20 protein-coding genes and 1 other RNA gene are annotated in these 19,622 nt (G+C 39.4%); 15 read left to right on the forward strand and 6 right to left on the reverse strand.

Annotated features, from left to right (window positions below):
* Positions 1-19: 19 nt before the first annotated feature.
* The 5 genes from E0E32_RS10325 (at position 20) to E0E32_RS10345 (ending at position 5,237) form a co-directional block, all read left to right on the forward strand.
* A complete protein-coding gene (locus E0E32_RS10325) occupies positions 20-1,201 on the forward strand; it encodes a phosphoglycerate kinase (protein ID WP_066192446.1) in 1,182 nt (393 codons plus the stop codon).
* 21 nt (positions 1,202-1,222) lie between these two features.
* Entirely contained in the window at positions 1,223-1,981 is a 759-nt protein-coding gene (gene tpiA, locus E0E32_RS10330; RefSeq protein WP_066192447.1) for a triose-phosphate isomerase, read from the forward strand.
* Positions 1,978-3,519 (forward strand): 2,3-bisphosphoglycerate-independent phosphoglycerate mutase, encoded by a 1,542-nt coding sequence (gpmI, locus tag E0E32_RS10335; protein WP_066192449.1) that lies wholly within the window; start codon positions 1,978-1,980, stop codon positions 3,517-3,519. Before tpiA ends, gpmI begins: the two co-directional genes overlap by 4 nt.
* A 21-nt stretch (positions 3,520-3,540) precedes the next feature.
* On the forward strand, positions 3,541-4,827 hold the full coding sequence (eno, locus tag E0E32_RS10340) for a phosphopyruvate hydratase (protein ID WP_066196381.1): 1,287 nt from the start codon (positions 3,541-3,543) through the stop codon (positions 4,825-4,827).
* 95 nt (positions 4,828-4,922) lie between these two features.
* On the forward strand, positions 4,923-5,237 hold the full coding sequence (locus E0E32_RS10345) for a CHY zinc finger protein (protein ID WP_066192451.1): 315 nt from the start codon (positions 4,923-4,925) through the stop codon (positions 5,235-5,237).
* Positions 5,238-5,637: 400 nt separating this feature from the next.
* Here the strand turns inward: E0E32_RS10345 and ptsP are convergent, their stop codons facing one another.
* The 3 genes from ptsP to E0E32_RS10360 form a co-directional block, all read right to left on the reverse strand.
* The gene (gene ptsP, locus E0E32_RS10350) at positions 5,638-7,353 is read right to left on the reverse strand and encodes a phosphoenolpyruvate--protein phosphotransferase (protein WP_066192453.1); all 1,716 of its coding nucleotides are present in this window, start codon (positions 7,351-7,353) and stop codon (positions 5,638-5,640) included.
* 7 nt (positions 7,354-7,360) lie between these two features.
* Positions 7,361-7,630 (reverse strand): phosphocarrier protein HPr, encoded by a 270-nt coding sequence (locus E0E32_RS10355; RefSeq protein ID WP_066192454.1) that lies wholly within the window; start codon positions 7,628-7,630, stop codon positions 7,361-7,363.
* A gap of 124 nt (positions 7,631-7,754) precedes the next feature.
* Positions 7,755-8,684, reverse strand: coding sequence for an alpha/beta hydrolase (locus tag E0E32_RS10360; protein WP_066192455.1), 930 nt, complete (start codon positions 8,682-8,684; stop codon positions 7,755-7,757).
* 142 nt (positions 8,685-8,826) lie between these two features.
* On the opposite strand from E0E32_RS10360, the gene secG reads away from it, so the two are divergent.
* The 5 genes from secG (at position 8,827) to ssrA (ending at position 13,371) form a co-directional block, all read left to right on the forward strand.
* The gene (gene secG / locus E0E32_RS10365; protein WP_066192456.1) at positions 8,827-9,057 is read left to right on the forward strand and encodes a preprotein translocase subunit SecG; all 231 of its coding nucleotides are present in this window, start codon (positions 8,827-8,829) and stop codon (positions 9,055-9,057) included.
* A gap of 194 nt (positions 9,058-9,251) precedes the next feature.
* Positions 9,252-9,992 (forward strand): alpha/beta hydrolase, encoded by a 741-nt coding sequence (locus E0E32_RS10370; protein WP_066192458.1) that lies wholly within the window; start codon positions 9,252-9,254, stop codon positions 9,990-9,992.
* A 38-nt stretch (positions 9,993-10,030) separates the two neighbouring features.
* On the forward strand, positions 10,031-12,313 hold the full coding sequence (gene rnr / locus E0E32_RS10375) for a ribonuclease R (protein WP_066192460.1): 2,283 nt from the start codon (positions 10,031-10,033) through the stop codon (positions 12,311-12,313).
* 108 nt (positions 12,314-12,421) lie between these two features.
* The gene (smpB, locus tag E0E32_RS10380) at positions 12,422-12,886 is read left to right on the forward strand and encodes an SsrA-binding protein SmpB (protein WP_066192462.1); all 465 of its coding nucleotides are present in this window, start codon (positions 12,422-12,424) and stop codon (positions 12,884-12,886) included.
* A gap of 119 nt (positions 12,887-13,005) precedes the next feature.
* Positions 13,006-13,371, forward strand: a transfer-messenger RNA (tmRNA) gene (gene ssrA / locus E0E32_RS10385).
* A 252-nt stretch (positions 13,372-13,623) separates the two neighbouring features.
* On the opposite strand, the gene E0E32_RS10390 is transcribed toward ssrA, so the two are convergent.
* Both E0E32_RS10390 and E0E32_RS10395 read right to left on the reverse strand, forming a co-directional pair.
* A complete protein-coding gene (locus E0E32_RS10390; RefSeq protein ID WP_286171868.1) occupies positions 13,624-13,866 on the reverse strand; it encodes a hypothetical protein in 243 nt (80 codons plus the stop codon).
* Positions 13,867-14,172: 306 nt separating this feature from the next.
* A complete protein-coding gene (locus E0E32_RS10395; RefSeq protein ID WP_262361333.1) occupies positions 14,173-14,727 on the reverse strand; it encodes a transposase in 555 nt (184 codons plus the stop codon).
* Between the two features lie 255 nt (positions 14,728-14,982).
* Here E0E32_RS10395 and map point away from each other — a divergent pair, with 255 nt between their 5' ends.
* The 5 genes from map to E0E32_RS10415 all read left to right on the forward strand — a co-directional run bounded on the left by map (position 14,983) and on the right by E0E32_RS10415 (position 18,870).
* Positions 14,983-15,726 carry a type I methionyl aminopeptidase gene (gene map, locus E0E32_RS10400; RefSeq protein WP_066192466.1) on the forward strand — a complete coding sequence of 248 codons (744 nt, stop codon included), beginning with the start codon at positions 14,983-14,985 and terminating at the stop codon, positions 15,724-15,726.
* Between the two features lie 64 nt (positions 15,727-15,790).
* The gene (locus E0E32_RS10405; protein WP_066192468.1) at positions 15,791-16,312 is read left to right on the forward strand and encodes a hypothetical protein; all 522 of its coding nucleotides are present in this window, start codon (positions 15,791-15,793) and stop codon (positions 16,310-16,312) included.
* A 4-nt stretch (positions 16,313-16,316) separates the two neighbouring features.
* On the forward strand, positions 16,317-16,481 hold the full coding sequence (locus E0E32_RS22210) for a hypothetical protein (protein WP_161485711.1): 165 nt from the start codon (positions 16,317-16,319) through the stop codon (positions 16,479-16,481).
* Between the two features lie 42 nt (positions 16,482-16,523).
* Positions 16,524-16,907 (forward strand): hypothetical protein, encoded by a 384-nt coding sequence (locus tag E0E32_RS10410; RefSeq protein WP_165445016.1) that lies wholly within the window; start codon positions 16,524-16,526, stop codon positions 16,905-16,907.
* A gap of 625 nt (positions 16,908-17,532) precedes the next feature.
* On the forward strand, positions 17,533-18,870 hold the full coding sequence (locus E0E32_RS10415) for a C40 family peptidase (RefSeq protein ID WP_066192471.1): 1,338 nt from the start codon (positions 17,533-17,535) through the stop codon (positions 18,868-18,870).
* Between the two features lie 292 nt (positions 18,871-19,162).
* On the opposite strand, the gene E0E32_RS10420 is transcribed toward E0E32_RS10415, so the two are convergent.
* Complete coding sequence (locus tag E0E32_RS10420; protein WP_066192473.1) at positions 19,163-19,591, reverse strand: BrxA/BrxB family bacilliredoxin; 429 nt, start codon at positions 19,589-19,591, stop codon at positions 19,163-19,165.
* Positions 19,592-19,622 lie beyond the last annotated feature (31 nt).

The following is a 19,622-nucleotide window of genomic DNA, read 5'->3' on the forward strand; positions in this document are numbered from 1 at the left end:
CTGAAGGAGGATCCTACCCATGAACAAACAAACAATCGAAGACATTGATGTAAAGGGAAAAAAGGTATTCTGTCGTGTAGATTTTAATGTGCCAATGGAAGATGGCCAGGTCACAGATGATACACGAATCAAAGCAGCTTTACCAACTATTCTATATCTTTCCGAACAAGGAGCGAAGGTTATCTTGGCAAGCCACCTTGGCCGTCCAGGAGGAGAAGCAGTGGAAGAGTTGCGTATGGATGCCGTTGCCAAGCGTTTAAGTGACCTTAGTGGTAAGTCTGTGATTAAAACCGATCAAGTCTATGGCGAGGAAATAAACCAAGCAGTAGACCAGTTGGCAGATGGCGATTTACTTTTGATTGAAAATGTAAGGTTTGAACCAGGTGAAACCAAAAATGATCCTGCTTTAGCAAAAGAGTTTGCCAGCCTTGCAGATTATTTCGTAAATGATGCCTTTGGAGCTGCTCACCGTGCCCATGCATCGACAACCGGGGTAGCAGAACATATTCCATCAGCAGCCGGCTTTTTATTAGAGAAAGAGCTTGAGGTATTAGGCAAAGCATTATCAGATCCTGAACGACCTTTCACAGCCATTATTGGCGGAGCAAAAGTAAAAGATAAAATCGGTGTCATCGACAACCTGTTAGATAAAGTGGACAACCTGATTATTGGCGGTGGTCTTGCTTATACGTTTGTCAAGGCATTAGGATATGAAATTGGACAATCCTTATTAGAAGAAGACAAGATCCAACTAGCCAAAGACTACATGGAAAAGGCAAAAGAGAAAGGCGTTAACTTTGTGCTTCCAGAGGATGTAGTCGTTGCAGATGATTTTTCGAATGATGCCCATACAGAAATTGTTACGATTGACAGTATCCCGGCAGATCTTGAGGCATTGGATATTGGTCCGAAGACACGTGAAACATATGCTGACATTGTAAAAGATTCCAAGCTTGTGATTTGGAATGGTCCAATGGGCGTTTTTGAGTTGGAGACATTCGCAAATGGTACAAAAGCTGTGGCAGAAGCTCTTACTCAAACAGAAGGGTATACCGTTATCGGGGGTGGAGATTCAGCAGCAGCAGTCGAGAAATTCGGTTATGCCAAGCAAATGGATCATATTTCAACAGGCGGTGGTGCCTCATTGGAATTTATGGAAGGTAAAGAATTGCCAGGTGTTAGTGTATTAACAGATAAGTAAGGCAAAGGAGAGATAATTTTTATGCGTAAAAATGTAATTGCAGGCAACTGGAAAATGAACAAATTACTTGGTGAAGCCGTTGATTTTGTCGAAGCAACAAAGGATAAGATAGCTGCTGAAGCAAAGGTAGAATCAGTAGTTTGTGCTCCGTTTCCTTATTTACCGGCATTGGTAGAGATTGCAAAAGGGACAGATTTACACATTGCGGCACAGAATATGCATTTTGAAGAAAGTGGCGCCTTTACTGGAGAAGTAAGCCCAAGCATGTTACGTGATATCGGGGTAACCTATGTGGTGTTAGGCCATTCAGAACGTCGTGAGTTATTTGCAGAGACGGATGAATCAGTGAACCAAAAGGCAAAAGCAGCTTTCGATCATGACCTTATCCCTATCATTTGTGTGGGTGAAACCTTGCAACAGCGTGAGGCAAACGAAACAATGAACGTGGTAGAAAGCCAAGTAAAAGCAGCATTGGCTGGATTAACGGAAGAGCAAGTGAATCAAACGATTATTGCTTACGAACCAATCTGGGCAATTGGCACAGGAAAAACCGCAACTTCTGAACAAGCAAACGAAGTATGTACGTACATTCGTAAAGTGGTTGCAGAAGCAGTATCAGAAGCGGCATCAGAAGCCTTACGTATTCAATATGGTGGTAGTGTTAAGCCAGCAAATGTCGATGAGTTACTTGCACAATCAGATATCGATGGTGCCTTAGTTGGTGGAGCTAGTCTTGAGGCAGACTCTTTCTTACAGTTAGTGGAGGCTGGTGCCAAATGAGTCAGAATAAATTAGCGGCCCTCATTATTTTAGACGGATTCGCCATCCGTGATGAAGAAAAAGGGAATGCCGTCAAACATGCCAACAAGCCAAACTTTGATCGTTATTGGAATCAGTATCCAACCAATCAGTTACAGGCCAGTGGAGAGGCGGTTGGACTACCTGATGGTCAAATGGGTAACTCCGAGGTAGGACATCTGAACATTGGTGCTGGACGTATTGTTTATCAAAGCTTGACGCGCGTGAATGTAGCGATTAAAGACGGTGATTTCTTTGATAATGAGGTACTCGTCAAGGCAGTAGAACAAGCCAAACAAAACAATAAAGCCTTGCATGTATTTGGCTTATTGTCAGATGGCGGGGTTCACAGCCATCTTAAACACCTATTTGCTGTGCTGAAATTAGCGGCAGATAAAGGGCTGCAAAAAGTATTTGTCCACGCCTTTTTGGATGGTCGTGACGTCGGCCCGCAAACAGCAGAAACCTATATTAAACAAACACAAGAGAAGATGAGCGAATTAGGTGTAGGAGAAATTGCTACACTATCTGGTCGCTATTATTCGATGGATCGTGACAATCGTTGGGATCGCGTGAAAAAATCTTATGATGCGATGGTATATGGAGAAGGCCCAACGTATACCGACCCAATTGAAGCCGTTAAAGATTCGTATCAAAATGAGATTTATGATGAATTTGTGATTCCTTGTGTCATTACGGATGAAAATGGCAAACCGAAAGCAACGATTGAAGATAATGATTCTGTTATTTTCTATAATTTCCGTCCCGATCGAGCGATACAAATTTCTCGTACCTTTGCAAATGAGGATTTTCGAGATTTTGATCGTGGAGACAAGGCACCGAAGGATCTCTATTTTGTTTGTATGACAAACTTTAGTGAGACAGTCGATGGTCATGTCGCTTACCAGCCCATTAATTTGGATAATACCGTTGGTGAGGTATTGGCACAGAATGATTTGAATCAATTACGAATTGCAGAAACAGAAAAGTATCCCCACGTCACCTTTTTTATGAGTGGTGGTCGGGAGAAGGAATTCCCTGGAGAAAAACGAATTTTAATTGATTCGCCGAAAGTAGCAACCTATGATTTAAAACCAGAAATGAGCGTCTATGAAGTAACGGACGCCTTACTGGAAGAACTAGATAAAGATGAAATCAATGCGATTATTCTTAACTTCGCCAATCCGGATATGGTCGGTCACTCCGGGATGTTAGAACCTACGGTGAAGGCGATTGAGGCAGTCGATGAATGTCTAGGTAAAGTAGTCGATAAAATCACAGAAAAAGGTGGTCACGCTATTATTACAGCGGATCATGGTAATTCCGATGAGGTAGTGACCTTGGAGAATAAACCAATGACTGCCCATACTACCAATCCAGTTCCCGTTATTGTAACAAAGGATGGGGTAGAGTTACGCGATGGCGGCATTTTGGCAGACCTTGCACCAACACTGCTTGATTTACTAGATGTCACAAAACCAAAAGAAATGACAGGCGACAGCCTCATCAAAAAATCATAACCAAAAAGGAGTAGATGAATGATGTCATATATTACAGATATTTATGCACGTGAAGTATTAGATTCCCGTGGTAATCCAACCGTTGAAGTAGAAATCTTTACAGAATCAGGAGCATTCGGCTCTGCCTTAGTACCAAGTGGTGCGTCGACTGGTGAGCATGAAGCAGTTGAATTACGCGATGGTGACAAAGACCGTTATCTAGGAAAAGGTGTCTTAAAAGCAGTAGAAAACGTTAATGAAATCATTGCACCAGAATTGTTAGGTGTAGACGTGACTCGTCAAGTCGTAATTGATCAGTTATTATTAGAGCTTGACGGTACAGAAAACAAAGGTAAACTAGGTGCCAATGCCATACTTGGTGTTTCGATGGCAGCAGCACATGCAGCAGCAGATTACCTAGGTGTACCACTTTACACTTACTTAGGTGGTTTCAATGCGACTACCCTTCCAACACCAATGATGAATATCCTAAATGGTGGAGAGCATGCCGATAACAACGTAGATATTCAAGAATTTATGATTATGCCAGTAGGTGCTCCAACATTCCGTGAAGCTTTACGAATGGGAGCAGAAGTATTCCATAACTTGAAAAAAGTACTCAGCAGCAAAGGTTATAATACAGGTGTTGGTGACGAAGGTGGTTTCGCGCCAAATCTAAAATCAAATGAAGAAGCACTATCTACTATTATTGAGGCGATTGAAGCCGCTGGTTACAAACCAGGAGAAGAAGTGAAATTAGCGATGGATGTCGCTTCTTCCGAATTCTATGAAGATGGTAAATACAACCTGAAAGGTGAAGGGGTTGTGCGTTCATCTGAAGAAATGGTTAGCTGGTTTGAAGAAATGATCAATAAATATCCAATCGTTTCCATCGAAGACGGATTAGATGAAAATGACTGGGAAGGTCACAAGCTTTTAACAGAGCGTATTGGTGACCGCGTTCAATTAGTGGGAGACGATTTATTCGTTACGAACACGAAACGTCTTGCTCAAGGTATTGAACAAGGAGTTGGCAACTCTATCCTTGTTAAAGTGAACCAAATCGGTACACTTACGGAAACATTTGAGGCTATCGAAATGGCTAAACGCGCTGGCTACACTGCCGTTATCTCGCACCGTTCTGGTGAAACAGAGGACGCTACGATTGCAGATATTGCGGTTGCCACCAATGCCGGTCAAATCAAAACAGGTGCCCCATCTCGAACTGACCGCGTAGCGAAATATAACCAATTACTACGCATCGAAGACGAATTGGTTGGTACTGCCAAATACGCTGGTAAAACAGCATTTTACAACTTAAATAAATAAGTTGCTGATAAACTCCTGTATATTTAATATACGGGAGTTTTCTTTACATACAGTACGGGATCCTGTACTGTTAATCTACTGAGGAGGGGAGAAATATGCCTAAGGTTTATGGTTTAACGGTTGATGATCAAACACGTTGTCAACACTATCAGCAAGAGGAGGATATTGTTGCCCTTAAATGTAAAACATGTCAGCGTTATTATCCGTGTTTTTTATGTCATCAGGCCTGTTGCGACCACCCATTTGGTCGATGGAATAAAGAGGAGTTTGATCAATACGCTGTATTGTGCGGGAAGTGCAAAAGGGAACTAACCATCAACCAATATGTACATACGAAAAGTTGCCCTAATTGTCAAGCGCAATTTAATCCTAACTGTTCCAAGCATTATCATGTGTATTTTAATGACTAATTTGCTCTCTCCAGTTCATAAGAAAAAATCTGGCGGACTGAGGAACGGAAATTGCGTTCCCCAGTCGTAAGAATGGATCTAACGGACAAAAAACGGCCGACTCACGAAGTTTTGTCGTAAGAAAGAATCTAACGGACAAAAAACCGGCAAATCGCAAAGTTTTGTCCGTAAGAATGGATCTAACGGACAAAAAACCGGCAAATCGCAAAGTTTTGTCCGTAAGAAAGAATCTAACGGACAAAAAAGCAGCGAATCATAAAGTTTTGTCCGTAAGAATGCATCTAACGGACAAAAAATCGGCAAATCATAGAATGTTGTCTATAAGAACCAATTTCACGCTCTCTCTTCAGTTTTTTCATCACAAAAAAACCAGGCCATCAGATGACCTAGTTTTTTGCAATTATTGATTTGTTTTTTCACGGACGAATGCTTCTACTTCATCTGCGGTACTCATACTAAGTAGTTGATCCTTAAAGGAGGCAAGCTCCTGTTTGGATAAGTCTTTAATTTGTGTACGAGCAGGTAAGATAGAAGTTGCACTCATACTAAATTCATCGAGACCCAAACCTAAGAGAATAGGGATAGCGATGGAATCGCCAGCCATTTCTCCACACATACCAGCCCATTTACCTTCTGCATGGGCCGCCTCAATCACGTTATGAACGAGATTCAAGATAGCCGGGTGATATGGTTGATACAAGTAGCTAACCCGCTCATTCATGCGATCGGCTGCCAATGTGTATTGAATCAAATCATTGGTTCCGATACTAAAGAAATCGACTTCTTTGGCGAATTGTCGAGCAATAACCGCTGTTGACGGAATTTCCACCATGATACCAATCTCGATATCATCTGAAACATCGATACCCTCTTCGGTTAACTTGTCTTTTTCTTCAAGTAAGATAGCCTTGGCCTGACGAAATTCATCAAGTGTTGCAATCATTGGGAACATAATTTTTAAATTTCCATAGACACTGGCGCGCAGTAATGCACGTAGTTGAGTACGGAAAATATCATCGCGATCCAAACAGAGGCGGATAGCTCGATAACCCAAGAATGGATTCATTTCTTCTGGTAATTTTAGGTACGATAGCTCTTTATCTCCACCGATATCCAGCGTACGCACAACTACCGGTCCTTGTTTCATTTGCTCTAGGACAGATTTATAAGCTTCAAACTGCTCATCCTCTGTTGGGAGCTGATTTTTACCCATATATAAAAATTCGGTCCGGTATAAACCGACACCTTCACCACCATTGTTTATTACACCGGCAACATCCTCTGGTGTACCAATGTTGGCAACTAGTTCAACGTGACTACCATCTTTCGATACAGTAGGTTCATCCTTGAGCTTTGCCCATTCACGCTTTTGTTCCTCGAATTCGGACTGTTTTTGCTTGTAGACAGCGATTTGTTCCTCATCTGGGTTAATGATCACTTCTCCATTAATACCGTCCACTATGACTATATCGCCCTCGTCTGCTTGGTTCGTTACATCTTTCGTTCCCACAACAGCAGGAATCTCCAATGAACGTGCCATAATGGCAGAGTGGGAGGTGCGGCCGCCGATATTAGTAGTAAAACCTTGCACAAACTGTTTGTTCAACTGGGCCGTATCAGAAGGTGTTAAATCTTCAGCAATTACAATAACCTCTTCATCGATAAGTGCTGGATCTGGAAAAGTCACCTTTAATAGATGAGCCATGACACGCTTTGTTACATCCTTAATGTCCGCAGCACGCTCTCTCATGTATTCATTGTCCATGCTTTCAAACATTTGAATAAACGTTTGTGCTGTTTCATTTAAAGCAGTTTCCGCATTTACGTTGTCACTCTGAATCTTATCTTGTATAGGTTGAATCAATTCTGGATCACCAAGAACTAATAGGTGAGCAGAAAAAATCTCAGCATGCTCATCTCCAAGGGAAACACGAGCATTTTCTTTGATTTTTTCTAGCTCTGACTTAGAGATCTCCAATGCGTTGTTAAATCGTTCTATCTCTTGGGTGGGATTATCGATCTGTTTTTTGTCAAAAGATAGGTCAGGAATAGCAAGCTTATATGCTTTCGCAATTGCTATTCCATTGGATGCAGCTATACCAGTAAGTGGTGCCATTACAGCTTTACTCTCCTAGACCTTCGGATTTAATGACATCAATAATTGCGTTGATTGCTTCTTCTTCGTCAGAACCATCCGCTACAATTTTGATTTCCGCACCTTGTGGGATACCAAGAGACATAACACCCATAATAGATTTTAAGTTAATTGATTTTCCGTTGTACTCTAAGTTCATATCAGAAGAGAAGCTACCTGCTTTGTTTACGAGTACAGTTGCTGGACGTGCGTGTACACCTGTTTCATCTGTAATTGTTACTGTTCTTTCTACTGCCATAGTAAAAAACCTCCTAAGTATTATTTGAATTGAAGTTAACTCTACAACCTAATTTTACCCTTGATCATGGTGTAATTTCAAGCAAAATATCAAGGTAACATGCTTATTATAAAGATTGTCAGGTCTATTGACAAGCCTTTTGCCTATTAATCCAGTCGAAAAGCTCATGAAAAACAGTATATTGATTCTGCTCATTTAATATTTCATGCCTGCCATCATCATATAATAAACACGTTATTTCAGCTATGCCGAGACTTTGATAAAAGGATACGGCGTTTAGCACCCCTTTTCCATATTGGCCGACAGGGTCTTGTTTACCACTAATAAACAGGAGCGGTAAATCTTTACGGATATGCTGACCGATTTGTCGTGATTGCATTCTTTCCATCCCATTATATAAGTCATAAAAAAATTGATTCGTTGGAATAAAACCGCAAAATGGATCAGATTCATATTGGTCAACTACTTGAGGGTCTGTCGATAACCAATCATTCATTGTTCGTTTTTCTGTATGTTTATTATAACCAGAGAAGCTAATCTGATGCAGCAAAGTTCCTTTAGCTTGTTTGCCTTTATATGTACTGATTATTTTCGCTAATTGTTTCCCTGTTTTCAAGAGGAAGTTCCCCTGCGAACCAGTGCCAACAAAAATTGCACCAGCGATTTGTTCCGACGTTTCAGTGATATAATTTCGGGCGACAAAAGAACCCATGCTATGTCCTAACAGAAAAACAGGCGGATGGTGAGGATGAAGTTGTTTAATATATCGGGTTACCTCTTTACAATCATCGACGACCTTGCGAAAACCATCATTATCGGCAAAAAAGCCATAGGGTTGTTCGTCTTTCCGTGTTCGGCCGTGCCCGCGTTGGTCATGACCATAAACAGCAATTCCACAACGATTAAAAAACGCCGCAAATCGATGATAACGTTCGATATGTTCTGCCATCCCGTGAACTATTTGAATAATGGCTGTTGGTTTCTCTTCCGTTAACCAGCCTTTCAAATATAATCGTTGCTGATCGCTTGTCTCGATCCACTCCTCCTTTTCCATCATATATCCCCCTTTATTGATAAGCTTTTGTACTATCTTTATTGTATCCCAAAAAGTGAATCCCGTAAAAAAATCTTGCTATTTTACGGGATGTTTGCTACATTGTAATTGTGTATTTGTACGTTTAAGGGGGGTTTGCAACTTGTTGACCGTTGCAATGACTTTATTAATTATTGATGCGATTGCTTTAATTGTCATGGTATTACTTCAATCAGGAAAGAGCGCCGGATTATCGGGGGCCATTTCCGGAGGTGCCGAACAGTTATTTGGTAAGCAAAAGGCAAGAGGGCTGGATGCCGTGCTCCATAGAGGGACGATTATTACAGGAACACTATTCTTTGTTTTGACTTTTGCGATTGCCTATCTTATATAAATATAGACATCATAGCATCGTAGACATCCTTTGCCATATGCAGGGGATGTTTTTTCATTGTTTGTAACATGTAATGAGGGATATCGCTTATTGATAAATAAGCATTAGTGGCCTTTTCCCATATCTGTGAGGTTTAATTTTTACTAAACAGGAAATAGCTTATAATGGGGAAGTACAGAAAGGGGAAAATAATCATGCAAAGAAAACAACCTGAACCATTTATGTTTAAAGGAGGAGAACATGCGGTATTACTATTACATGGGTTTACCGGACACTCCGCTGATGTGCGTATGCTGGGCAGGTTTTTAAATGAGAAGGGATATACATGTTATGCGCCAATCTATCGTGGTCATGGTAAGTCTCCAGAAGCGTTAACCGAGGTAACGGCGGATCAATGGTGGCAAGATGTACAAGAAGCCTATCAGTATCTACAAGATAGTGGCTACCAAAAAATTGCGATCGCAGGATTGTCACTTGGTGGTGTGCTGGCCTTACATCTCGCTTGTAATTACCCAGTTACTGGGGTCGTGACGATGTGTACACCAATGTTTTTTGATAATGAAGAACAATTGACCATTGGTTTTCGGCAATTTGCAAAGGAATATAAAGAACTAGAGGATAAGGATGAAGAGACGATAAACGAGGAGATAGAACAGCTTCTATCAAAAGCTTCAGGACTATTCCAACAGATTGCCTCCTCCATTGCCAACGTCAAAGAAAATGTAGACATGCTATATGCCCCTACGTTTGTGATCCAGGCCAAACAAGATGAAATGATTAACACAGACAGCGCTAAGTATATATATGAAAATGTAGAGACCGATAAAAAAGAAATAAAATGGTATGAAAATGCCGGTCATGTGATTACCTTCAGTAAAGTGAAAGATCAATTACATGAAGATATTGCAACTTTTTTAGAATCGCTTGATTGGTGATGATAAATAGGAAAAAAAAGAAAGAGGTGAACAAGATAATGACAAACCAAACATTACAGCAAGAAATACAAGATTACTTTCAAGAAAATGCCGAAAAGCCTTTATCTATTCATGAATTAGAAGAAATCTTGGGAATAGAAGAGAGTGAGCAATTTACAGAGTTAGTCAAGGCGCTAAATCAGCTAGAGGATTCAGGTGATTTAGTAAGGACACGCAAGAATCGGTATGGTTTACCAGAGAAAATGAACTTAATCAAAGGTACGATTCAAATGCATGCTAAAGGTTTTGCCTTTTTACTGCCTGAGAATGAGGATATGGATGATGTATATATCAATCAAGCCGATTTATTATCTGCCATGAATGGGGATAAGGTATTTGTCCGTGTCGATCGAAGTAATGAAGATGGCAAACGATCAGAAGGTGTAGTCGTTCGTATTATCGAGCGATATAGTAATAAAATTATCGGTACTTATGAGGATAATGGAGCCTTTGGTTTTGTGATTGCAGATGATAAGCGGATACCAAACGATATCTTTGTACCAAAAGGAGAAGCAAAGGGTGCAATTGAAGGGCACAAGGTGATTGTAGAGATAACCAAATACCCGGAAGGACGCATGAGTGCAGAAGGCAGAATCGTCGATATCCTTGGACACAAAAATGATCCAGGTATGGATATTATGTCGATTATTTATAAGAATGGTATCGGGGTGGAATTTCCTGAAGAGGTATTAGAGCAGGCTGAAAATACTTCTGCGGAAATAAAACCAGAAGAACTAAAAGGTCGACGCGACTTACGTGATCAAACGATCGTAACGATTGACGGTGCAGACGCCAAGGACTTGGATGATGCTGTCACTGTTACCAAGTTAGATAACGGTCATTACAAGTTGGGAGTTTACATTGCCGATGTTACGCATTATGTCAAGGAAGACTCTCCAATAGACCGTGAAGCATTGGATAGAGGAACCAGTGTTTATTTGGTGGATCGAGTCATTCCTATGATCCCCCATCGCTTATCTAATGGTATTTGTTCCTTAAATCCTCAAGTGGATCGCTTAGTGCTAGGCTGTGACATGGAAATTGATGACAAAGGTTCGGTTGTGAATCACGAGATTTTTCAAGCTGTCATCCGTACAACGGAACGAATGACCTACAAGGCTGTGAACCAAATCTTAGCGGAACAAAATCAAGCAACGATCGAAGAATATCAGTCATTAGTGCCGATGTTTCAAGAAATGGAAGAGTTAGCAGAAGTACTACGTCGTAAACGTTTTGGACGAGGTGCGATTGATTTTGACTTTAAAGAAGCCCAAGTCGTTGTCGATGAAAAAGGGAAAGCAGAAGATGTCGTCATTCGGGAACGATCTGTCGGCGAGCGTTTAATCGAAGAGTTTATGTTATGCGCCAATGAAACGATCGCTGAACATTTTCATTGGATGGACGTACCTTTTATCCATCGTGTACACGAGGATCCAGAACCACAGAAGCTGCAGACGTTTTTTGAATTTATTGGAAGATTCGGTTATATTGTCAAAGGAACATCCAATGAGATTCATCCACAGGCCTTGCAGCAAGTGCTGGATCAAGTGGAAGGAACCGATGAGGACATGATTATTTCGAAATTAATGCTCCGATCGATGAAACAGGCAAAATATGATCCGCAAAGCATTGGTCATTTTGGTCTGGCAACCGAATTTTACACTCACTTTACTTCGCCAATTCGTAGATATCCCGATTTGATTGTCCATCGCTTGATTCGGACCTATTTAATAGAAGGAAAACTCGACCCAAAAACGAGACAATATTGGAAAGACCGCATGCCTGATATTGCTAAACATGCTTCGCAAAAAGAGCGAGCGGCCGTAGATGCCGAACGGGAAGTCGATGATCTGAAGAAAGCAGAATATATGCAGGATAAAATCGGCGAAGAGTATGAAGGTGTGATCAGCTCGGTTACCAACTTTGGCTTATTTGTAGAACTGCCTAATACGGTAGAAGGCTTAGTTCATGTCAGCTATCTAACCGATGACTATTATCATTTTGATGAAAAGGCCTATGCCATGATTGGTGAAAGAACAGGGAATGTCTTTCAGGTTGGTGATACCGTAACGATTAAGGTAGCACAGGTCAATTTAGAGGAACGAGCCGTAGATTTTGAAATGGTCGGTATGAAGCCTAGAAAAGCAAAACCGGTGCAGATCAACAAAGAAAAGCCATCCAATGATAAGAAAAAGAAAGAAGGGCTGAAAAAGACAGCCAAAAAAGCACAAAAGTCACATCACAAAAAGAAAAAAGGACCAAAAAAGAAAAAGCGCGGCTGATCATTAGGGAATTGCTGCTTTAAGTGCAGTAATTCCCTTCGTCGTTAATCTGGAAAGCGGCAGTCCTTTTTGTTATAATAGCTTTACTTAGAACTGGGGGAACGCGGAATGGCAAAGAATCAAGGAAGAGCAATTGCACAAAATAAAAAGGCGAGTCATGATTTTTTTATAGAGGATACCTTTGAGGCAGGCATTGTTTTACAGGGGACTGAGATAAAATCAATTCGAGCGGGCAGGGTTAATTTAAAAGATAGTTTTGCTACGATACGGCAAGGCGAGGCATATCTTAATAATATGCATATTTCTCCATATGAACAAGGGAATCGTTATAACCATGAACCAACTCGGGCGCGGAAGCTGCTGCTGCATCGCAAGCAAATTGATCATCTGATCGGCGAAACACAGCGGGCAGGTTATTCCCTTGTACCATTAAAGGTTTACATTAAGAACGGTGTGGCTAAGGTACTCATAGGAGTTGGTAAAGGGAAGAAGAAATACGATAAGCGGGAAGACATGAAACAAAAACAAGCTAAGCGCGACATGGATCGGGCGATTAAAGATCACCTCAAGTAATTCTCGAGCACTTGATTTTTTATGATTTTATGATATAATAAATATTGTCGTTAGAGACATTACTGACAAATTGAATAGATAAGCTAATATGCTTTTCCGTTTGTCCTTCCTATTTATATGGGGACGTTACGGATTCGACAGGGGTAGATCGAACTCAGGTGGCGCGTCGAGGTTACGACTCGTAAAACGTTATGCCAATAATAACTGGCAAAGAAAACAATTACTCTTTAGCAGCAGCTGCATAAGCACTGCCTAAAGGATCCTTCCTACCATCGCCCATGTGGTAGATTGAAGGGTCTCACTTATCAGTGGGCTACGCTGTGATCCTCCGCCTGGGGATTTACAGAAGAGACCAATCAGGCTAGCTGCCCGGACGCCTGTTGGTAGGCAGAACGACCAGCGAAGCGCTAGTATACCAACTATGCGTGTAGAAGCCTGAGTGCCGATATCCTTGGACGTGGGTTCGACTCCCACCGTCTCCACCAATACATAATTGGTGGTTTTTTTGTGAACGAAAAGAACCTTTATGATAATTTTGTCGAAGGTTTTATTCAGTTAAAATAATGATAAGGTAAGATCGGATTTACACAATGATAGTAAGAGGTTTTATGTGTGGAACAGTTGAGTAAATGGAATTTAAGATTTAACAGTTGAACCTAATCTAGATAAAAGTAGAGGTTTAATGAGTGATAAATTCTTTATAATTCAAAAAAATGTGTTTCGAACTCCATTTTCTTTCATAACTTTTCCTTTGTGTATTTTCCATTTCTTACAGTTACTTCTTCATATTGTTTTAAAACCCATTCTGCACGTTTTCTCTTTTTAGTTATTCTAAGATAAGGAAGGACTTCTTTCAATATATAGAAAACATCTTTTTTGATTTTAATACTAAGTATATAAGAATCTTTAAATTTATCTGGTTTATAATTCTTTTTATTATAGATGTGGCCGCTCGTAACGGTTTGGATATATTCTAACAACTCAAAATCGGTAGAAGCAATAGTGATACAAGGACGTCTGTGTTCCTTTTCATGCATTCTTGTTAGTGTTAATGAGAATTTTTCACTGTTCAGTTGATAACTTAAGGGAAAAATATACTGAAAATAATTAACATGTTATAACCTGAATTATTCATATCAATAGACAAATAGATAAATAAAACTGACATTTGATCGATTTTCTTAAAGTAAGGAAAAAATAGACGAGTAAGGATGGACTAAGTCCATCCGTTTTTTAGACATACGACTCCCTTGGTCGGACGAAGTTGTTATAAAAATGGAGACCGCTTACGTTGATAGAGACTCACTCTCTATCTGTAATCGCTGAATGCGCTGTAAAAAATCCCAGAAAAAGGTGGCATATACAAAACTGGAAGCTAATTTAACATAAAACGAGCGTCCAGATCTTACCAACTTACTGGCAACCTTAATAATTCTCGTTCGGATCATTTGGAGCTGCATGTTTTTTTGCTCTTTGGGAAAACAAAATGTACGCAGCCAATTCGTCAGGTTGTACGCCAACAGACTAAGCATCATCCGCACTTCATTACAGGCAAAATGATAGCTGCTCATGCGATCCAGATGGACCCCATTTTTAGATTCCTTAATGTAGTTTTCCATCGTTCCTCTTTTTTGGTAAGAGCGTACGATCGTTTTAGAGGAGAAGACATTGGTTAGATTCGTGACAAAGAAAGCATGCGTGAAGAACAATTCCCTAGCTGGACGAATGGACTGGATGATCACTTTTCTGGGCTTGGTCCATAAAGTCGCTTGATACACGGTTTCTTCGTAGTAAGTTTCCGTTTTGTTTGGTTTTGGTGGTACTTTAACCTTATCAGAAATAGATTCTTTTTTCATTTATTTGATGAATACAGGGTGGGGCTATATCGTTTGATATATAGGTGTTTTCAACGTATGAAAGAACTTACGTGAATAATTCAGGTATAACTAAATACTTCGCTTTCGCAAGGTTGAAATCAGTCGATTCTATTTTGAACACAGTGTGATATGTGATAATTAACATGAAATGGCTATTGTGCCTATGTTAAAAACCAAATGAAATATAAATCATAAAATAGTTAAAAAAGAGGGATATGAATGGTCGCAAAAAATAAAGAGGATGTTAATGGATTGAAAGTAATTGGTGAAATCTGTGGGGCCATTCGAGATGAATTAGTCCATTGTACAAAACCTGGGATTACTACAAAAGAACTCGATGAAATAGCAGGAGAGCTGTTTGAAAAAGCAGGAGCTCAATCTGCCCCCAAAGGAGAATATAACTTTCCTGGATATACGTGCATTAGCATAAATAAAGAAGTAGCACATGGGGTTCCAAAGAGAAAAAGGACTATTCAAGAAGGGGATCTAGTAAATATTGATGTTTCAGGTTCAAAAAACGGGTATTTTGCAGATACTGGAATTTCCTTTGTGGTAGGAGAAGGAGAGGCGACTTTACAGAAAATATGTGATGTTGCGAAAGAAGCATTCGATGCTGGACTAAAAAAGGCAAAGCCAGGTTCGAATAAAAGCGCGATCGGAAAAGCTGTACACCATGTAGCGAAACAGAATGGCTTAACAGTCATAAAAAATCTTACTGGACATGGTATTGGCCGTTCGATTCATGAAGAACCAACACATATTTTCAATTACTTTACCCGATGGGATGATGAGATTTTAAAAGATGGGATGGTCATTGCCTTTGAACCTATGATTTCTACTCTGGAAGAGGAAGTTTTCCAATCTGAAGATGGATGGACCTGCTTAACCGATAAAAGCTTTGTGGCTCAATACGAGCATACGGTTATTCTCACTAAAGAAGGACCGATTATTATTACTTTGTAAAAAGTACTAATGCCGTAATTGGAGTGCTTTTAACTATGTAGTTGAGGATAATAGGCTAGATAAGGTGAATGATATTGCCTATTATAGAATAAAAAATCCTAAGGTAAGCAGTGGGATTATGACTGGTGATTCGGAAATCATTTCAAGAGTAGAGAAAACTGCTCAATATAAAGGCTTTGACATAACTGTGAATGTAAAATCGCTTATTGGTTTACTTGATTTTGGCAAGTATCATTATATTCCGAAAATGATCGATGTTATAGATTTTAAGGAGGAGAAAGAAACAAGTAATATTGTTCCTTATCCAGACAGTATTTCTGGTCAAGAAGCAATTTGGAATAAAGCAATCCGCTATTACAGTTATTCATTAGAAGGTGTATTTTTCAAAGAACCTGGTGATCTAATATATTTAGGCTACGATCTACAAATACCTACTGATGAAGGCTTTGAACGAGTTCCAGGCGAAAGAAAACTTGAATACAACTTTCAATTTGATATTTACGGAAGAGACGCTTTTCGTTTTTATACAAAAAAAGTGGGAGAAGTAGAAAGCTACTTTACACAAAGTTATCAAGTACTGGAGTGAAGTTATGAGAATTTTCAAAAATAAATACGTTATAACTACTACAGGATTACTCTTGCTAGTGGTTGCGACACTCAGCTGGTTGTATGTTTCAGAAATGAAGGAAGATAAAGCATATGCGAACGAACTAGAAGCAAGTATAGGGGATCAATTTAGAGAGTCTGTGGATTAGCTAGCATACATGGTAGAAGATGATCATTACGTTGATTTTTCTGTGAATTATTGGATGGAGAGACAAGTGGCAATAGAAAAATCCTTACAAGTCATTTCTGAACGAATAAGTTTTAGGAAGAATCAAGCTTTAACAGAAGATGAATATCATCATCTCAGTTCGATGAGAACGGCTTTTAGAGAGCTAAGTATACTTTTTCAACGAATACCGTCGCTCATTTCGGATACAGATAGCTCCTATACACTATCTACTTGTAGTCATGTGACGTTAGAAACGGAGGAGGATATTAGAAAAAGGGTAACGGAATACTATGAGCTGTTTAATGATTTTGATCGTTTGAATCTTGGAAATGAAATATACCAAAAAACAGTAGATAAATGGGATAAAAAACAGTCGTACCAGGTTAGAAGCTGTGCTAATTGGTAATTTAAAGATAATAAAGGGAGCGAGAGCATCTTGGTAGTTGCTCTCGTTTATTTTTTAAGTAAAGAAATAATATAATTCTTGGCATAATAGGACTTGAAATGATATGGACATGGAATGAACCGCGATACCGATAAGTGGAATGAAATCATGTCTTATGCATCGGATAGGTGCTCTTGACCCATTTACACGAATGGATCAAACGAAGTATTATCAGGGAAATAATGCGAGCAAGGACTTGCTTGTTACACGTTTTTGTTACTTAAAACTACGTTTATTCTAGCAAATAAAAACAACAGCTATAGACGCAGTACTATTTTACTTGATAAGTACAAAAAATATTTTTTTCTTTACAATTTGCATAGCTGCGTAAAATTACCATGAAAATCCTTTTGAAATCAAGATAAACGGCAAAGCGACGGTAAACACTAAGTTTTTCATTTTTTTCTTGACAAAAGCCGATAAATAAATTCTCGATTTTGAAATAAAAATGTAATATGCATATAACATGATTGAAATCTGTGTATGTTACACTGAGTCTGGTTCAAAAGAAATACAACAAGAAGTCCTTTGAGGACAAGGGATTATACATAGAATAAAAAAAAGATTGAAAGTAGGGGAATTGTTAATGCGAGAATGTAAAGTAACGGTAAAGAATTCGGTCATTGCTCTTTCAGTAGTATCTAGTTTGTTATTTGCCTCCTCCGTTAGTGCGGAGACAAAAGAAGAAGTTCAATCCCAACGATCAGAAGTACAAGCGGATATTGGCGAAAAGGAACAAGAGATTGAAGAGATTAAAACGGAATTAGTAGAATTAAACGAAAAAATACTACGTCTAGATGAAGCAATTGAAGACAATGAGAAAGAAATTGACAAAACCAAAAATCAAATCGAAAAAGCAGAACAGGAAATTAGCGACTTAGAAGCAGAAATTGCAGAAATCGAGGAAGACATGGAACAACGCAATGAAATCCTTAAAGAACGTATTTCCTCATTACAGGAAAATGGTGGATCTAAAGGTTATTTAGAAGTGGTTTTAGGTGCAGATAATTTCATTGATATGATTGATCGAGTATCTAAAGTTAATAAGATTACCAATGCAGACAAAGAATTACTTGAAAAACAAGAAGCAGATAAGATTGCCGTTGAAGAAAATAAAAAAGAACTTGATGAAAAACTAGCAGATTTAGAAGATTCGAAGGCAGAGTACGAAGAGATGCAAGAGCAAATCGTTGCACAAAAAGACGAAAATGAAGAATTAAAAGTAGAATGGGCGCAAAAAGAAGAAGAAAATAGTGATATTTTAGCGGACTTACACATCGAAGACCAAGTATTGGCTAATAAAGAACAAGCCTTGAAAGAAGCGGAAGAAGCAGAAGCAGAGCGTCAACGTTTGGCGGAAGAACAAGCAGCAGCTAACGCTGAAAATGAAGAATCTTCTAATGAATCCAATGAAAGCAGTGAGGAATCATCAGATAATTCTAGTAACTCTGATAGTCAAGCTAGTGAAGAGTCTAGTTCATCCAAGGACAAGAAACCCGAGGTAAAAACAGCGTCTGCCCCAGCTCCTAGTGGTGGTGGTATCCAAACAATCATGAACGCTGGTAAGAAATATATTGGAAACTCAGTATATGTATTTGGCGGCGGAAGAAGCAGTTATGATATTGCTAATGGACGTTTTGACTGTTCTGGTTTTGTAAGCTGGGCATTTAAACAAGGTGGAATTAACTTGCCAGCAAGTACAGCTGGCCAATCATCCGTTGGTTCAAAGGTTTCTCCAAGCGATATGCAACCAGGGGATCTAGTATTCTTCAATACTTATAAAACCAATGGTCATGTCGGTATTTACTTAGGAAATAACAAATTCATTGGATCTCAAAGCTCATCTGGTGTAGCAATTGCTGACATGGGAAGCGGCTATTGGGCACAGAAATTTAGCGGACATGTACGTCGTGTAGCTAACTAATTTTAAATCTTTATTAACTAGATTATAGATCGAAATAGAATATTTACAAAGTGGGCGTGGTTAGATACCTCGTCCACTTTTGTGTAATCACCAATAAGCCAAACGACCATGATGAATAATACTGCAGCTGTTTACCTAAACTTCCTCCTATTCTTTTTTACCCTATTCGTATTAAAATAAACCTTATAAAATAAAAACTAATCATTAATTGCAATGATACGCTCGATTTGTGTTTCTTTAACCATCATAAAAAAGACCCCTTATCTTTTACGATAAGAAGCCTTCCTTGTCTTTAGCAAAATTGATCATAGCTATTCGTTAATTGCTGGATAATATCTTCTACTTCAGCCCCTTCAATCTGCTCGCGAGGGATAAAGTGTTGTAATTCTCCATCTTTGATAATGGCCATGGAAGGGGAAGATGGTTCCACACCTTCAAAATATTCACGCATTTTGTTGGTTGCTTCACGATCTTGTCCCGCAAAAACGGTGACCAGTTGTTCTGGTTTTTTATTATGTGCTAATGACCGTACGGCTGCCGGACGAGCCAGACCAGCTGCACAACCACATACAGAGTTAACGACAACTAGTGCCGTACCTTGGTTGCTATCCATAAACTGTTCTACTGCTTCAGGCGTGTTTAGTTCGTTAAAACCAGCCGTCGTCAGTTCATCTCTCATACCTTGCGTAATTTCTCTCATATATTCTTCGTATGCATTCATCTACAAACCTCCTCTATATAATACCTTCTTT

The organism is Gracilibacillus phocaeensis (assembly GCF_900626275.1).
Lineage (GTDB): Bacteria > Bacillota > Bacilli > Bacillales > Amphibacillaceae > Gracilibacillus > Gracilibacillus timonensis.

Coding starts and splice junctions, on each gene's coding strand:
- E0E32_RS10325 (WP_066192446.1), top strand. CDS start 20: ATGAACAAACAAACAATCGAAGACATTGATGTAAAGGGAAAAAAGGTA.
- tpiA (WP_066192447.1), top strand. CDS start 1,223: ATGCGTAAAAATGTAATTGCAGGCAACTGGAAAATGAACAAATTACTT.
- gpmI (WP_066192449.1), top strand. CDS start 1,978: ATGAGTCAGAATAAATTAGCGGCCCTCATTATTTTAGACGGATTCGCC.
- eno (WP_066196381.1), top strand. CDS start 3,541: ATGTCATATATTACAGATATTTATGCACGTGAAGTATTAGATTCCCGT.
- E0E32_RS10345 (WP_066192451.1), top strand. CDS start 4,923: ATGCCTAAGGTTTATGGTTTAACGGTTGATGATCAAACACGTTGTCAA.
- ptsP (WP_066192453.1), bottom strand. CDS start 7,353: ATGGCACCACTTACTGGTATAGCTGCATCCAATGGAATAGCAATTGCG.
- E0E32_RS10355 (WP_066192454.1), bottom strand. CDS start 7,630: ATGGCAGTAGAAAGAACAGTAACAATTACAGATGAAACAGGTGTACAC.
- E0E32_RS10360 (WP_066192455.1), bottom strand. CDS start 8,684: ATGGAAAAGGAGGAGTGGATCGAGACAAGCGATCAGCAACGATTATAT.
- E0E32_RS10370 (WP_066192458.1), top strand. CDS start 9,252: ATGCAAAGAAAACAACCTGAACCATTTATGTTTAAAGGAGGAGAACAT.
- rnr (WP_066192460.1), top strand. CDS start 10,031: ATGACAAACCAAACATTACAGCAAGAAATACAAGATTACTTTCAAGAA.
- smpB (WP_066192462.1), top strand. CDS start 12,422: ATGGCAAAGAATCAAGGAAGAGCAATTGCACAAAATAAAAAGGCGAGT.
- map (WP_066192466.1), top strand. CDS start 14,983: ATGGTCGCAAAAAATAAAGAGGATGTTAATGGATTGAAAGTAATTGGT.
- E0E32_RS22210 (WP_161485711.1), top strand. CDS start 16,317: ATGAGAATTTTCAAAAATAAATACGTTATAACTACTACAGGATTACTC.
- E0E32_RS10415 (WP_066192471.1), top strand. CDS start 17,533: ATGCGAGAATGTAAAGTAACGGTAAAGAATTCGGTCATTGCTCTTTCA.
- E0E32_RS10420 (WP_066192473.1), bottom strand. CDS start 19,591: ATGAATGCATACGAAGAATATATGAGAGAAATTACGCAAGGTATGAGA.